Consider the following 15938-nt stretch of genomic DNA (forward strand, 5'->3'; position numbering starts at 1 on the left):
CCCGCTCCTTTAACACCCCGGAGCGGGCATTTTTTTAGGCCACTGTTATTTTCTCAGCGACAGATTCCCCGTTAATCTTATTACCCGCGCAATCGCACCGCTAAAGATTGCCAGCGTAACCACGCCTTCTCAGTTTGTCAGTGTGTAGAGCAGAGATAAAAAAAAGCCGACCCGAAGGTCGGCTTTGATGTTGATTATGACTTACTCAACGGGCTGCGGGCGCGTTGCTGGCGCAGTCGCCTGGTGCGTGGCGCTGTGTCCACCTGCGGCACCTTTACCTTCAAAGGTGAATTCCGGGCGTTGCCAGTCACTATGACGCGGCGCTTCAGGCACATACTCTGGTGCCGGAGCACGGGTCATCGGTGCGGCCGCATGGCTGTGAAGATGTTCTGCGTCAACGCGGGTTGCGACAACTTCAGCCTTAACGACTGCGTCTTCGACGACCGGTGCTGCAACAACCTCTTGCGGCGCGGCAACTTCTTCAACCACTGGCGCTGTTTCCACAACCTCTGCAATCTCTTCAGCCACTTCAGGCTGAGAAATAACAACCTCCGCAGATTCTTCGACAACCGGCGCAGCCACGATTTCAGCGACAGGTTCGGCTTTCGCCGCGGTATCCTCAGCAACAGGCGCGTCAGATTCAGCGATAATTTGCGGTTGTTCCTCGACCGGAGTAGCGATGACTTCCGGATGCGTGGTTTCAACGACGGTAGCCTGAGGTTCAGCAATGACCACCTCTGGCTGTACGGTTTCAACCGACGCAGGGGCGTTCACAATATGCTCAACGGCAGCTGCAGCAACCTGAGGCTCTACGGCGACAGGTACAGCTTGCCCCTGAACCGTTTCCTGCTCGCGCTGCTCTGCAACCTGCTGATCCTGAGGACGAGCAACAGGGTAGCGGATCCAGACTTTACCGGACGCTAATTCTGGAGATGCGCAGGCAACCGTTAACGGCATCGGCGACTGAACCGGGTAACGCTCGTCACGATAACGACGACGGCGTTGTCCACTGACGCGCAGATGGCGAGGTGAGCGACGGGAACGACGCGGCATACCATTAGAGTCACGCGCTTCGCTGTTGTCTTCCTGCTCAGTCGCAACGACGGCAGGCAGATCAACTTTCGCCAGTTCAGTACGCTGTGCCGGTACGGGCTGTTCAGTTGGTTGAGCGACTGCCGTTTCAGTGACCACTTCGGCAGTCGCGACTTCGGCTTCAACAGCCGGGCTGTCTGTGTAACGAACTTTCTGAGTCAGCTGACGCTGTTTACGGCGAGTCTGAGGCTGACGAACGCGCTCTTCCTGCTCGGTATCCTGCGCAGGTTGTTCTGCCAGGTTCAGCTCTTTAACTTCCTGCTGCGCCTGACGCTTATCATCGTTGCGACGGCGGTTGCGCTCGCGACGCGGAGCCTGCTGATCATCACCGGATTTCGCTTTGTCGGCGACCTCAGTAGACTGCTGGCGGTTATCGCGCGCTTCCGCATTTTGCTGCTGCGACTGACGGCGGTTACGGCGGTTATCTTCACGGTTTTCGCCGCTTTCTGAACGCTCGTTACGGTTATCACGCTCGCCACGGTTGTCGCGATTATCACGACGATCGTTACGGTCGCGACGATTGTTCTGACGCGGTTTACGACGATCCTGCTGGCGGTCGGTTTTCTCTTCCGCTTTCGGCGCAGGTTGTTCAACCGGTTTCACTTCTTCGCTACCGCTGAAGATGGACTTCAGTGCGCTGAAGAAACGGCTAATCAAACCTGGCTGTGCGGCGACGGTCGCGGTCGCTGCTGCGGCTTTAGGCGCGGCGGCCTTCGCAGTAGGTTCCTGCAAAGCAGGGGCTGGCGGCACCTCTGGCATTGCAAAGGTGGCCAATGCCGGCTGCTCTGGCTGTTTACGCTCGACGAACTCTTCTTCCGTCGGCAATGCCATCGCTTCTTCATGCAGTTTCGGCAGCAGGTAGCTCAGGGTTGGTGTTTCTTCCCCTTTGCGTACGCGCAGCACGGAGTAATGCGGGGTTTCCATCTGATCGTTTGGCACAATCACACAGCGCACGCCATTCTGACGCGTCTCGATGGCATTTACCGCGGTACGTTTTTCGTTGAGCAGGTAGGATGCGATCGGCACAGGAACAATAGCGTGAACTTCCTGCGTATTTTCTTTCAGCGCTTCTTCTTCGATCAGACGCAGAATAGACAGCGACAGTGATTCGTTATCACGTACGGTACCCGTGCCGGAGCAGCGTGGGCATACGTGATGGCTGGATTCACCCAGCGACGGGCTCAGACGCTGACGGGACATCTCCAGCAGGCCGAAGCGAGAAATATGGCTGATTTGAATACGCGCTCTGTCCTGACGCACAGCTTCACGCAGACGGTTTTCAACCGCACGCTGGTGACGAACCGGCGTCATATCAATGAAGTCGATTACAATCAGGCCGCCGAGGTCGCGCAGACGCAGCTGACGAGCAATTTCATCGGCTGCTTCAAGGTTGGTGTTGAACGCAGTTTCTTCGATGTCGCCGCCGCGGGTCGCGCGTGCGGAGTTGATATCGATAGCGGTCAGCGCTTCTGTGCTGTCGATAACGATTGAGCCGCCGGACGGCAGACGCACTTCGCGCTGGAATGCGGACTCAATCTGAGATTCGATTTGATAGTGGCTGAACAGCGGGATTTCACCGGTGTACAGTTTGATTTTGCTGCTGAAATCCGGACGACCCAGCGCGGCGATGTGCTGACGCGCCATCTCCATAACTTTCGGGTTGTCGATGAGGATTTCGCCGATGTCCTGACGTAAATAGTCACGGAATGCGCGAACGATAACGTTGCTTTCCTGATGGATCAGGAACGGAGCAGGGCGGCTGTCAGCGGCTTTTTGAATCGCTTCCCAGTGCTTCAGGCGGAAACTCAGGTCCCACTGCAGCGCTTCGGCAGATTTGCCGACCCCTGCGGTACGCACGATAAGCCCCATGCCATCAGGCAGTTCCAGGCTTGCCAGCGCTTCTTTTAATTCGGTACGGTCGTCGCCTTCAATGCGACGGGAGATACCGCCCGCGCGCGGGTTGTTCGGCATCAGAACCAGATAACTACCTGCCAGGCTGATAAAGGTGGTCAGCGCAGCGCCTTTATTGCCGCGTTCTTCTTTATCGATCTGAACAATGACTTCCTGACCTTCGCGCAACACGTCTTTAATGTTGGGACGACCATGGGAGTTGTAGCTAGCGGGGAAGTATTCGCGGGCAATTTCTTTTAACGGGAGGAAACCGTGACGTTCAGCGCCGTAATCAACAAAAGCAGCTTCCAGACTCGGTTCAATACGGGTAATTTTGCCTTTATAGATGTTGGCTTTTTTCTGTTCGTGTCCAGGACTTTCGATATCCAGATCGTACAGACGCTGCCCATCTACAAGGGCGACACGCAACTCTTCCTGCTGAGTCGCGTTAATTAACATTCTTTTCATCGTAACTTACTCATTATTCTTACATTGACGACTAAGCTGCGGGCAGAGTAATGCCTTTCCGGGTGTGAACCGATGGCCTCGTGTCTATTCGCGTCGCCAACCTCACGGTTATCGTCAGCTCAAAGAGGCGCAGAGTGTCGGTTGCCTGTATTTCATACGGAAACACAGCGCAATTATCAGGGGAACAGTCTGGGTGTTACTCTCCAGAGAAGCTTCCATTGTGCTTATCGTCTTTCACGCTGTGGGTGCGTTGGCTTCATCTTCTTACCCCAACCACTTACAGGAGTAAGCACCTGGGGTTCCCAGACTTGCCGCCTTCCTACAACGCGAAATCTATAGAGCACTTACCGGTAAGGACTGCAACCCGCAGCCCGCTAACTGCCTGAAAGATCAATACGTCTTACGCCATTGCTGCGTTGATGATCGGTCGGGCAAAATTGGGTCATTCCGGAAAAGTTCTTGTTTTAACAAGATTCAACACGGAAACAACCTCATTATTCCACTGCTAACCTTGTTATAGCAAGATGACTTTTGCCATTTATCACCCGGTTACTCACAGTTTTTTCACTTCCGCGTAGTGATTGCTTTAATAACCACCAAATCGGCTATGTCAAACTTAAGTAATAAGGTATAGCAGTTAATATAAGCATAGAAAAATGTGTGGCGCGAATCTTGATGGCTATTTAAAATCGGCCCCCATGAAAACAGAGACTCCAGCCGTAAAAACAGTTGCCATTACTGCCGACGAAGCAGGGCAACGCATCGACAACTTTTTGCGCACCCAGCTCAAGGGCGTGCCGAAAAGTATGATTTATCGCATTTTGCGTAAAGGCGAAGTGCGGGTGAACAAAAAACGCATTAAACCCGAGTACAAACTCGAAGACGGGGACATTGTGCGTATTCCACCTGTACGTGTCGCTGAACGTGAAGAAGAGGCCATTTCACCGAATTTGCAGAAGGTCGCGGCGCTGACCGATGTCATTTTATATGAAGATGACCACATTCTGGTGCTTAACAAGCCTTCAGGTACGGCCGTGCATGGTGGAAGCGGATTAAGCTTTGGCGTCATTGAAGGCTTACGTGCGCTGCGCCCGGAAGCGCGTTTCCTTGAACTGGTGCATCGCCTCGACCGGGATACCTCCGGCGTGCTGCTGGTGGCCAAAAAACGATCTGCCTTGCGTTCGTTGCATGAACAACTGCGTGAAAAAGGCATGCAGAAAGACTACCTCGCGTTGGTACGCGGCCAGTGGCAGTCCCATGTCAAAACCGTTCAGGCCCCGCTGTTAAAGAATATTCTGCAAAGCGGCGAGCGTATCGTGCGGGTGAATCAGGAAGGCAAACCATCGGAAACACGCTTTAAAGTGGAAGAGCGTTATGCGTTCGCTACGCTTGTGCGCTGCAGTCCGGTGACCGGACGCACGCACCAGATTCGCGTGCATACACAATATGCCGGACATCCGATTGCCTTTGACGACCGCTATGGCGATCGTGAATTCGATAAGCAACTGGCGGATACCGGGCTGAGCAGGCTCTTTTTGCACGCCGCAGCGTTGAAATTTACTCATCCTGGGACGGGTGAAGTAATGCGTATTGAAGCGCCAATGGATAAGCAGTTGAAGCGCTGCCTCGAGGTGTTACGAAGTAAAGGCTGATGCGCATTGATATTATCGCGCATTACCTGTAGGCCTGATGGCGCTGCGCCTATCAGGCCTACAGGATTGGCCTGTACAGCCGTCAACCCGTCAGGCTTTTAACGGGTTCATATCTTCTCGTCGCAGCATTTGACACAGTGCGATTAGCGGCAAACCGATTAAGGTATTTGGGTCGCGGCCTTCCAGGCGCTCAAAAAGTGCAATGCCCAATCCTTCGCTTTTAAAACTACCGGCACAATGCAGCGGGCGCTCTTTGCGCACGTAATCTTCAATTTCCGTTTCGCTTAAGTGACGAAAATGGACGTCGAACGGTTCAACTTCAGTTTGTAAATGTCCGGTCGCAGAATTATACAGTGCCAGTCCGGTATAAAACGTCACAATATTGCCACGGGCTTTGAGTAACTGCTGGCGTGCATTTTCTTCTGTTAACGGTTTGCCGGTTATTTCACCATCGAGAACACAAATTTGATCGGAACCAATAATAAGGTGCGATGGATAACGGTGGGCGAGAGATTGCGCTTTTTTCTGCGCCAGTCGCAAGACTAAGTGCCGGGGGGCTTCGCCTGGTAACGGCGTTTCATCAACCTCTGGTGCTGCGCATTCGAACGGGATTGCCAGTTTTTCTAGTAAAGCGCGACGCCAGGGAGAGGTAGAAGCAAGAATAAGTTGAGGCATATTTTTTCCCTCGCATATAGCGTATTGATGAGAGCCAATTTAAACTATGGACTTCGTCCTACAAGCTGGCTGTAATGGCTTGTGTTGAGCGATTTTAAGTCGATGACCCGCAATGTGTGCGAATTATTGGCAAAAGGCAACCACAGGCTGCCTTTTTCTTTGACTATATGACGTTACAAAGTTAATATGCGCGCCCTATGCAAAAGGTAAAATTACCCCTGACTCTTGATCCGGTTCGTACGGCTCAGAAACGCCTCGATTATGAAGGTATCTATACTTCTGATCTGGTTGAGCGTGTCGCCGATTCTGTAGTCAGTGTGGACAGTGATGTGGAATGCTCCATGTCGTTCGCTATCGATAACCAGCGCCTTGCCGTTATAACCGGTGATGCAAAGGTGTCGGTTACGCTCGAATGTCAGCGTTGCGGGAAACCGTTCCCACTTCATGTTCACACAACATATTGTTTTAGTCCTGTCCGTTCTGACGAGCAGGCTGAAGCACTCCCGGAAGCGTATGAGCCGATTGAGGTTAACGAATTCGGTGAAATCGATCTGCTTGCAATGGTTGAAGATGAGATTATCCTCTCCTTGCCGGTAGTTCCGGTGCATGATTCTGAACACTGTGAAGTGTCCGAGGCGGACATGGTCTTTGGCGAATTGCCTGATGAAGCGCAAAAACCAAACCCATTTGCCGTATTAGCCAGCTTAAAGCGTAAGTAATTGAGGAGTAAGGTCCATGGCCGTACAACAGAATAAACCAACCCGTTCCAAACGTGGCATGCGTCGTTCTCATGACGCTCTGACCGCAGTCACCAGCCTGTCTGTAGACAAAACTTCTGGTGAACAACACCTGCGTCACCACATCACTGCCGACGGTTTTTACCGTGGCCGTAAGGTAATCGCTAAGTAATCACGCATGACTCAATGGCTTTCCCGCTACGGTGAGAAAGACAGAGAGTACACGCGTGATGAAGCTTAGTGAGGCTTTCCCCGGGTAACTGGGGAAACACCTAACCGGGCAGCGACGATACCTTGACACGTCTAACCCTGGCGTTAGATGTCATGGGGGGTGATTTTGGCCCTACCGTGACAGTGCCTGCAGCATTGCAGGCACTGAATTCTAATTCGCAACTCACACTTCTTTTAGTCGGGGATCCCGATACAATCACGCCATTACTTGCCAAAGCTGACTTCGAACAACGTTCACGTCTGCAGATTATCCCTGCTCAGTCAGTTATTGCCAGTGATGCCCGGCCCTCGCAAGCTATTCGCGCCAGTCGTGGAAGCTCAATGCGTGTTGCCCTGGAGCTCGTGAAAGAAGGACGAGCGGAAGCCTGTGTGAGCGCCGGTAATACAGGTGCGCTAATGGGTCTTGCGAAGTTATTGCTCAAACCCCTTGAGGGGATTGAGCGTCCTGCGCTGGTGACGGTTTTACCCCATCAGCAAAAGGGCAAAACGGTGGTGCTGGATTTGGGTGCCAACGTGGATTGTGATAGCACGATGTTGGTGCAATTTGCCGTCATGGGGTCCGTGCTGGCAGAAGAGGTGGTTGGAATTGCCAATCCCCGTGTTGCGTTGCTCAATATCGGTGAAGAAGAAACCAAGGGTCTCGACAGTATTCGGGATGCTTCTGCAGTGCTAAAAACAATCCCTTCTATCAATTATATCGGCTATCTTGAAGCCAATGAGTTACTGACTGGCAAAACTGATGTGTTGGTCTGTGACGGCTTTACAGGTAATGTCACATTAAAGACGATGGAAGGTGTTGTCAGAATGTTCCTTTCACTGCTGAAGTCTCAGGGTGAGGGCAAAAAACGGTCGTGGTGGCTGCTGTTATTAAAACGTTGGTTACAAAAAAGCCTGACAAGGCGATTTAGTCACCTCAACCCCGACCAGTATAATGGCGCCTGTCTGTTAGGATTGCGCGGCACGGTGATTAAGAGTCATGGTGCGGCCAATCAGCGAGCATTTGAAGTCGCGATTGAACAGGCAGTGCAGGCGGTGCAGCGACAAGTTCCTCAGCGAATTGCCGCTCGCCTGGAATCTGTATACCCAGCTGGATTCGAACTGCTGGACGGTGGCGAAAACGCAAACTCGCGAGCACACAGATAACGGTGCGTTTGTGAATGCTGCCAACGTATCAGCGATTTGCTCGTGGCGGTATATAACCAAAAAGTGACTGAGCGTACATGTATACGAAGATTATTGGTACTGGCAGCTATCTGCCTGAACAAGTGCGTACTAACGCCGATTTGGAAAAAATGGTTGAGACATCTGATGAGTGGATCGTCACTCGCACAGGTATCCGTGAACGCCATATTGCAGCGCCAAATGAAACAGTTGCGACGATGGGCTTTGCCGCCGCAAACCGTGCAATTGAAATGGCGGGCATCGACAAAGAACAAATTGGTCTGATTGTGGTTGCCACCACATCATCCACACACGCATTTCCAAGTGCGGCATGCCAGATCCAAAGTATGCTGGGGATCAAAGGCTGTCCGGCGTTTGACGTTGCAGCCGCTTGTGCCGGTTTCACCTACGCCCTGAGCGTTGCCGACCAGTACGTTAAGTCTGGCGCAGTGAAGCATGCTCTGGTGGTTGGCTCAGATGTCCTCGCTCGTACCTGTGATCCAACCGATCGCGGGACGATCATTATTTTCGGCGATGGCGCAGGTGCGGTTGTACTGAGCGCATCAGAAGAGCCCGGCATTCTTTCTACGCATCTGCACGCTGATGGTCGCTATGGCGAACTGTTGACGCTGCCTAATGCCGATCGCGTGAACCCGGAAAACCCGATCCACCTGACGATGGCGGGTAACGAAGTATTTAAAGTCGCGGTGACCGAGCTTGCACACATCGTTGATGAAACGCTGGAAGCAAATAATCTCGATCGTTCTGCACTGGACTGGCTGGTGCCGCATCAGGCAAACCTCCGCATTATTAGCGCAACCGCGAAAAAGCTGGGTATGTCGATGGATAATGTTGTCGTGACGCTCGACAGACATGGCAATACCTCCGCGGCCTCCGTACCGTGCGCGCTGGACGAAGCCGTCCGCGACGGGCGTATTAAAGCTGGTCAGTTGATATTGCTTGAAGCCTTTGGGGGTGGATTCACCTGGGGCTCTGCGCTGATTCGTTTCTAGTATAAGGATTTAAACATGACGCAATTTGCATTTGTGTTCCCGGGGCAGGGTTCCCAGACCGTTGGGATGTTGTCTGAAATGGCAGCAAACTACCCAATTGTTGAAGAAACTTTTGCTGAAGCATCAGCTGCGCTGGGCTATGATCTGTGGGCGTTGACTCAGCAGGGACCGGCCGAAGAGCTGAATAAAACCTGGCAGACGCAGCCAGCACTGTTGACTGCCTCTGTTGCGCTTTATCGCGTATGGCAGCAGCAGGGTGGTAAAACACCTGCGCTGATGGCAGGTCACAGCCTGGGCGAATACTCTGCGCTGGTATGTGCGGGTGTTATCGGTTTTGCCGATGCCGTTCGTCTGGTTGAACTGCGTGGCAAATTCATGCAGGAAGCGGTACCGGAAGGCACTGGCGGCATGTCTGCTATTATCGGTCTGGACGACGCTGCTATTGCTAAAGCGTGTGAAGAGTCTGCCGAAGGCCAGGTGGTTTCACCGGTAAATTTTAACTCACCAGGTCAGGTGGTTATTGCCGGGCACAAAGAAGCCGTAGAACGTGCTGGCGCAGCCTGTAAAGCGGCTGGCGCTAAGCGTGCTCTGCCACTGCCGGTCAGCGTTCCTTCTCACTGCGCGCTGATGAAGCCTGCTGCTGAGAAACTGGCCGTTGAACTGCAAAAAATCACTTTTAACGCGCCGACTGTTCCGGTTGTGAACAACGTCGACGTGAAGTGCGAAACAGACGCAGACGCTATTCGCGATGCGCTGGTTCGCCAACTGTACAGCCCGGTTCAATGGACTAAAACCGTTGAATTTATGGCGTCCCAGGGCGTAGAGCACCTGTATGAAGTTGGTCCGGGCAAAGTTCTGACCGGTTTGACGAAACGTATTGTTGACACCCTGACTGCTTCGGCACTGAATGAGCCGGCGGCATTTTCTGCGGCGCTAGAGCAATAAATGAGGAAGACCATGAGTTTTGAAGGAAAAGTCGCGCTGGTTACCGGTGCAAGCCGTGGCATTGGCCGCGCAATTGCTGAAACACTCGTTGCCCGTGGCGCGAAAGTTATCGGTACTGCAACCAGCGAAAGCGGTGCGCAGGCCATTAGCGATTACTTAGGTGCAAATGGTAAAGGTCTGATGTTGAATGTGACCGATCCAGCATCTATCGAATCTGTTCTGGGAAATATTCGCGCAGAATTTGGTGAAGTCGATATCCTGGTCAATAATGCCGGGATTACTCGTGATAATCTGTTAATGCGCATGAAAGATGACGAGTGGAACGATATCATCGAAACCAACCTGTCATCTGTTTTCCGTCTGTCAAAAGCGGTAATGCGAGCTATGATGAAAAAGCGTCATGGGCGTATTATCACTATCGGTTCTGTGGTTGGTACCATGGGAAATGCGGGTCAGGCAAACTACGCTGCGGCGAAAGCGGGTCTGATCGGCTTCAGTAAATCACTGGCGCGCGAAGTTGCGTCTCGTGGCATTACTGTAAACGTTGTTGCTCCGGGCTTTATTGAAACGGACATGACGCGTGCGCTGTCTGATGATCAGCGTGCGGGTATTCTGGCGCAGGTTCCTGCGGGTCGCCTTGGCGGCGCTCAGGAAATCGCCAGTGCGGTTGCATTTTTAGCTTCTGACGAAGCAAGTTACATCACAGGTGAGACTTTGCACGTCAACGGCGGGATGTACATGGTTTAACCACGAGATAAAAAAATTTGCGTTATTAGGGTGAATGCCCTCAAAATAACGTAAAATCGTGGTAAGACCTGCCGGGATTTAGTTGCAAATTTTTCAACATTTTATACACTACGAAAACCATCGCGAAAGCGAGTTTTGATAGGAAATTTAAGAGTATGAGCACTATCGAAGAACGCGTTAAGAAAATTATCGGCGAACAGCTGGGCGTTAAGCAGGAAGAAGTAACCAACAATGCTTCCTTCGTTGAAGACCTGGGCGCAGATTCTCTTGACACCGTTGAGCTGGTAATGGCTCTGGAAGAAGAGTTTGATACTGAGATTCCGGACGAAGAAGCTGAGAAAATCACTACCGTTCAGGCTGCCATTGATTACATCAACGGCCACCAGGCGTAAGTGAACATCTCCAGGCGGTCATTCGACCGCCTGAGTTTTATCTTTTTATCCCACTTGAATTATTTTCCCTCCCTGGAGGACAACCGTGTCTAAGCGTCGTGTAGTTGTGACCGGACTGGGCATGTTGTCTCCTGTCGGCAATACCGTAGAGTCTACCTGGAAAGCTCTCCTTGCCGGTCAGAGTGGCATCAGCCTGATCGACCATTTCGATACTAGCGCCTATGCAACGAAATTTGCTGGCTTAGTAAAGGATTTTAACTGTGAAGACATTATCTCGCGCAAAGAACAGCGCAAGATGGATGCTTTCATTCAATATGGAATTGTCGCTGGCGTTCAGGCCATGCAGGATTCTGGTCTCGAAATTACGGAAGAGAACGCTCACCGTATTGGCGCCGCTATCGGCTCTGGTATTGGCGGTCTCGGATTGATCGAAGAAAACCACACCTCTTTGGTGAATGGCGGTCCACGTAAGATCAGCCCGTTCTTCGTTCCGTCAACGATTGTTAACATGGTGGCAGGTCACCTGACCATCATGTACGGCCTGCAAGGGCCAAGCATCTCCATTGCGACCGCCTGTACCTCAGGTGTGCATAACATTGGTCATGCAGCACGTATCATTGCATACGGCGATGCAGACGCGATGGTTGCGGGTGGTGCAGAAAAAGCCAGTACCCCGCTGGGCGTGGGTGGTTTTGGCGCGGCACGTGCGCTGTCTACACGTAATGATAACCCGCAAGCGGCAAGCCGTCCGTGGGATAAAGAACGTGATGGCTTTGTGCTGGGCGACGGCGCAGGCATGGTGGTACTGGAAGAGTACGAGCATGCGAAAGCGCGCGGTGCAAAAATCTATGCTGAAGTCGTTGGTTTTGGCATGAGCAGCGATGCTTACCACATGACGTCACCACCTGAAAACGGTGCGGGCGCTGCGCTGGCAATGGTCAACGCACTACGCGATGCGGCTATCGAAGCGGGTCAGATCGGCTATGTCAACGCGCATGGCACGTCTACTCCTGCTGGCGATAAAGCCGAAACCCAGGCAGTGAAATCTGTCTTTGGCGATGCGGCAAGCCGTGTGATGGTAAGCTCCACTAAATCCATGACCGGACACCTGTTGGGTGCGGCGGGCGCGGTAGAGTCTATTTTCTCTATCCTGGCGCTGCGCGATCAGGCTATTCCGCCAACCATCAACCTGGATAACCCGGATGAAGGTTGTGACCTGGACTTCGTACCTCACGAAGCGCGTCAGGTTAGTGGTCTGGAGTACGCACTGTGTAACTCCTTCGGCTTTGGCGGGACCAACGGCTCTTTGATCTTTAAAAAGATTTAAGTCTGCCAGGTGGTGCGTTAGCATCGATAGCAATTTAAAAAGGTCCGCTTGTCGGGCCTTTTTTTATTCGGTTTTCCACCCTTGTCCTGTGTTGTTCATCCTGCCAAACTAGCGGACCAGAAATAAGGAGCCACCATGTTCTTAATTAATGGCTGCGAGCAGAATATGCTGGCCGCAAGCGATCGAGCGACCCAATTCGGTGATGGCTGTTTTACCACTGCGCGTATTATTGACGGCGAAATTTGCCTCTTTGCAGCGCATCTTGCGCGTTTACAAGACGCCTGCCAAAAATTGCTGATCTCTTTCGAAGATTGGTCAGAGCTGCAAAGTGAAATGAAAATGCTGGCGCAAGGGCATGCGCGTGGCGTGTTAAAAGTGATTATCAGCCGTGGTAGCGGTGGCCGTGGTTACAGCGGCGCAAACTGTCGCAGTGCCACACGTATTCTCTCTGTTTCAGCCTGGCCCGATCATTACGATCGTTGGCGACTGGAGGGGATAACGCTGGCGTTAAGTCCAGTGCGTCTGGGGCGTAATCCGTTGCTTGCCGGACTTAAGCACCTGAATAGACTGGAACAGGTGTTGATTCGCTCTCATCTTGAGCAGACGGCAGCTGATGAAGTACTGGTTCTTGACAGTGAGGGATGGGTTACGGAATGCTGTGCGGCTAATTTGTTCTGGCGTAAGGGGGATGTGGTTTACACTCCCCGGCTGGATCAGGCCGGAGTGAACGGCATTATGCGACAATTCTGTATCCGGATGCTGGCACAATCGTCGTTCAGCATTGTCGAAGTGTATGCCGGGTTGGAAGAGGTTATGCAGGCCGATGAAATCGTCGTCTGTAATGCGTTAATGCCTGTTATTCCCGTACGCACCTGTGGCGACACGCTGCTGTCTGCACGTATGTTGTTCGATTTTTTAGCCCCACTTTGTGAGCACCCGAATTAGTCATGAAAAAACTGTTACTTGTTGTCCTGTTATTGCTGGTTGTGCTGGGCATAGCTGCGGGAGTGGGAATGTGGAAAGTTCGCCATCTGGCGGACAGTAAATTATTGATTAAAGAAGAGACGATTTTTACGCTGAAAGCGGGTACGGGCCGTCTGGCTCTCGGTGAACAGTTGTATGCGGACAACGTTATCAATCGTCCGCGTGTGTTCCAGTGGCTGCTGCGTGTGGAACCCGAACTGTCGCATTTTAAAGCCGGAACCTACCGTTTTACGCCCGACATGACGGTGCGGGACATGTTGCAACTGCTGGAAAGCGGTAAAGAGGCGCAGTTCCCGTTACGTCTGGTTGAAGGGATGCGTCTGAGCGACTACCTCAAGCAGCTGCGCGACGCCCCGTACATCAAACATACGCTGAGCGATGATAATTACGAGACCGTTGCTCAGGCGCTGAAGCTGGAGAACCCGCAATGGGTAGAAGGCTGGTTCTGGCCAGATACCTGGATGTATACCGCCAATACAACCGACGTGGCGTTGCTAAAACGCGCGCATCAGAAAATGGTTAAAGCGGTAGACTCCGTCTGGGAAGGGCGCGCTGAAGGCCTGCCTTATCAGGACAAAAATCAGCTGGTAACCATGGCCTCTATTATCGAAAAAGAGACTGCGGTTGCCAGCGAGCGTGACCAGGTGGCTTCCGTCTTTATTAACCGCTTACGGATTGGCATGCGTTTACAGACCGATCCGACGGTGATTTACGGGATGGGGTCACGGTATAATGGCAAGTTGTCGCGTGTGGATTTAGATACCCCGACCGCCTATAACACCTATACCATTACGGGGTTGCCGCCTGGCCCGATTGCCATGCCGGGAGAGGCCTCATTGCAGGCCGCGGCGCATCCGGCAAAAACGCCGTACCTCTATTTCGTGGCTGACGGTAAAGGCGGTCACACGTTTAACACCAATCTTGCCAGCCACAACCGGTCCGTGCAGGATTACCTGAAAGTGCTTAAGGAAAAAAATGGGCAGTAACTATATCGTCATCGAGGGCCTGGAAGGCGCCGGAAAAACCACCGCGCGTAACGTGGTGGTAGAGACACTTGAGCAACTTGGTATTCGTGACATGGTTTTTACCCGCGAACCGGGGGGAACGCAGCTCGCTGAGAAACTAAGAAGTCTGGTGCTGGACATTAAGTCGGTGGGTGACGAGGTCATCACTGACAAAGCTGAAGTTCTGATGTTTTACGCCGCGCGCGTACAGCTGGTCGAAACCGTTATTAAACCTGCGCTGGCAAAAGGCGCATGGGTAATTGGCGACCGTCACGATTTGTCGACCCAGGCGTATCAGGGGGGCGGACGCGGCATCGATCAAAACATGCTGGCAACCTTGCGCGATGCGGTGCTCGGTGATTTTCGCCCGGACCTGACGCTCTATCTGGACGTGACTCCAGAGGTCGGATTGAAACGTGCCCGTGCGCGCGGCGAGCTGGATCGTATTGAGCAGGAATCTTTCGATTTCTTTAATCGCACCCGCGCGCGCTATCTTGAACTGGCTGCCAAAGATGCCAGCATTCGTACCATCGACGCGACGCAGCCGCTGGAAGCTGTGATGGCTGATATCCGCAATACCATCACCCAGTGGGTGCAGGAGCAGGGCGCATGAAATGGTACCCATGGTTACGACCAGATTTTGAAAAACTGGTAGCCAGCTACCAGGCGGGTCGTGGTCACCATGCGTTACTGATTCAGGCATTACCCGGAATGGGTGACGACGCGCTGATTTACGCGCTCAGTCGCTATTTAATGTGCCAGCAGCCGGAAGGGCATAAAAGCTGCGGACACTGCCGGGGCTGTCAGCTGATGCAGGCGGGGACGCATCCTGACTACTATTCGCTGCTGCCGGAAAAAGGTAAAAGCACGCTGGGAGTTGATGCGGTACGTGAAGTGAGTGAAAAACTGTACGAGCATTCACGCCTTGGCGGTGCGAAAGTGGTGTGGATCCCTGATGCCGCCCAGTTAACTGATGCCGCTGCCAATGCCCTGCTAAAAACGCTGGAAGAACCGCCGGCACAAACCTGGTTTTTCCTCGCCAGCACAGAGCCTGCGCGATTGCTGGCGACATTGCGCAGCCGCTGCCGGTTACACCATCTTGCGCCGCCGGCTGAGTCGTACGCTATCTCCTGGCTCGCCCGCGAAGTGACCGCATCTCCAGAAGCTCTGTTGAGCGCATTACGCCTGAGCGCGGGTTCGCCTGGTGCGGCACTCTCGTTGTTACAGGCTGAAAGCTGGGCGCATCGCACAGATTTTTGTGCGGCACTGGCAAACACATTAAACGCAGGTGACTGGTATATCCTGCTCGCGGCGTTAAACCACGATCAGGCTGCCGCCCGTTTACACTGGCTGGCAACGTTGTTGACGGATGCCTTGAAGCGTCCGTATGGAATTTCCCATTTAACCAATCCTGACGCGCTGGACCTGATATCTTCTATCGCAGAACGGTTATCCGTCGCCCGGATACAGGCGATACTCGGTGGCGTTTGTCATTGCCGTCAGCAGTTGCTGAACGTAACAGGCGTAAACCGTGAGCTGGTGTTAACCGATCTTATCCTGCGTATTGAGCATTACCTGCAACCAGGCACCGTACTGCCTGTTCCCCATCTTTGAGAGAGA

General features: G+C 52.8%; 15 protein-coding genes. 13 read left to right on the forward strand and 2 right to left on the reverse strand.

The annotated features are described in order from the left end of the window. Positions 1-201 precede the first annotated feature (201 nt). Positions 202-3450, reverse strand: a complete 3249-nt coding sequence (rne, locus tag N0B36_RS04355) for a ribonuclease E (protein WP_181220561.1) — start codon at positions 3448-3450, stop codon at positions 202-204. Positions 3451-4148: 698 nt separating this feature from the next. On the opposite strand from rne, the gene rluC reads away from it, so the two are divergent. After that, positions 4149-5102: a 23S rRNA pseudouridine(955/2504/2580) synthase RluC gene (gene rluC / locus N0B36_RS04360; protein WP_049259723.1), complete on the forward strand. Its 954-nt coding sequence runs from the start codon at positions 4149-4151 to the stop codon at positions 5100-5102. A gap of 90 nt (positions 5103-5192) precedes the next feature. On the opposite strand, the gene N0B36_RS04365 is transcribed toward rluC, so the two are convergent. Then, the gene (locus tag N0B36_RS04365; RefSeq protein ID WP_016152637.1) at positions 5193-5777 is read right to left on the reverse strand and encodes a nucleoside triphosphate pyrophosphatase; all 585 of its coding nucleotides are present in this window, start codon (positions 5775-5777) and stop codon (positions 5193-5195) included. 197 nt (positions 5778-5974) lie between these two features. On the opposite strand from N0B36_RS04365, the gene yceD reads away from it, so the two are divergent. The 12 genes from yceD to holB all read left to right on the forward strand — a co-directional run bounded on the left by yceD (position 5975) and on the right by holB (position 15932). Next, entirely contained in the window at positions 5975-6496 is a 522-nt protein-coding gene (gene yceD / locus N0B36_RS04370) for a 23S rRNA accumulation protein YceD (protein WP_003036239.1), read from the forward strand. A gap of 16 nt (positions 6497-6512) precedes the next feature. After that, entirely contained in the window at positions 6513-6686 is a 174-nt protein-coding gene (rpmF, locus tag N0B36_RS04375; protein WP_003036242.1) for a 50S ribosomal protein L32, read from the forward strand. Between the two features lie 122 nt (positions 6687-6808). Continuing rightward, entirely contained in the window at positions 6809-7888 is a 1080-nt protein-coding gene (plsX, locus tag N0B36_RS04380; RefSeq protein ID WP_071601761.1) for a phosphate acyltransferase PlsX, read from the forward strand. Between the two features lie 77 nt (positions 7889-7965). Then, the gene (fabH, locus tag N0B36_RS04385) at positions 7966-8919 is read left to right on the forward strand and encodes a beta-ketoacyl-ACP synthase III (RefSeq protein WP_016152639.1); all 954 of its coding nucleotides are present in this window, start codon (positions 7966-7968) and stop codon (positions 8917-8919) included. Positions 8920-8934: 15 nt separating this feature from the next. Continuing rightward, on the forward strand, positions 8935-9864 hold the full coding sequence (gene fabD, locus N0B36_RS04390) for an ACP S-malonyltransferase (protein WP_019076478.1): 930 nt from the start codon (positions 8935-8937) through the stop codon (positions 9862-9864). 12 nt (positions 9865-9876) lie between these two features. Beyond that, positions 9877-10611, forward strand: coding sequence for a 3-oxoacyl-ACP reductase FabG (fabG, locus tag N0B36_RS04395; RefSeq protein WP_016152641.1), 735 nt, complete (start codon positions 9877-9879; stop codon positions 10609-10611). A gap of 155 nt (positions 10612-10766) precedes the next feature. After that, on the forward strand, positions 10767-11003 hold the full coding sequence (gene acpP, locus N0B36_RS04400; protein ID WP_000103754.1) for an acyl carrier protein: 237 nt from the start codon (positions 10767-10769) through the stop codon (positions 11001-11003). Between the two features lie 85 nt (positions 11004-11088). Then, complete coding sequence (gene fabF, locus N0B36_RS04405) at positions 11089-12330, forward strand: beta-ketoacyl-ACP synthase II (protein ID WP_003036260.1); 1242 nt, start codon at positions 11089-11091, stop codon at positions 12328-12330. A gap of 135 nt (positions 12331-12465) precedes the next feature. After that, on the forward strand, positions 12466-13275 hold the full coding sequence (pabC, locus tag N0B36_RS04410; RefSeq protein WP_259686117.1) for an aminodeoxychorismate lyase: 810 nt from the start codon (positions 12466-12468) through the stop codon (positions 13273-13275). Positions 13276-13277: 2 nt separating this feature from the next. Beyond that, complete coding sequence (gene yceG / locus N0B36_RS04415; RefSeq protein WP_019076480.1) at positions 13278-14300, forward strand: cell division protein YceG; 1023 nt, start codon at positions 13278-13280, stop codon at positions 14298-14300. Further along, the gene (gene tmk, locus N0B36_RS04420; RefSeq protein ID WP_016156195.1) at positions 14290-14931 is read left to right on the forward strand and encodes a dTMP kinase; all 642 of its coding nucleotides are present in this window, start codon (positions 14290-14292) and stop codon (positions 14929-14931) included. Before yceG ends, tmk begins: the two co-directional genes overlap by 11 nt. Further along, positions 14928-15932, forward strand: coding sequence for a DNA polymerase III subunit delta' (gene holB, locus N0B36_RS04425; RefSeq protein WP_259686118.1), 1005 nt, complete (start codon positions 14928-14930; stop codon positions 15930-15932). The genes tmk and holB overlap by 4 nt, the downstream gene beginning before the upstream one ends. The last annotated feature ends 6 nt before the right edge of the window (positions 15933-15938 follow it).

The organism is Citrobacter sp. XY323, from assembly GCF_025106035.1.
In the GTDB taxonomy this organism is placed as follows: domain Bacteria; phylum Pseudomonadota; class Gammaproteobacteria; order Enterobacterales; family Enterobacteriaceae; genus Citrobacter; species Citrobacter braakii.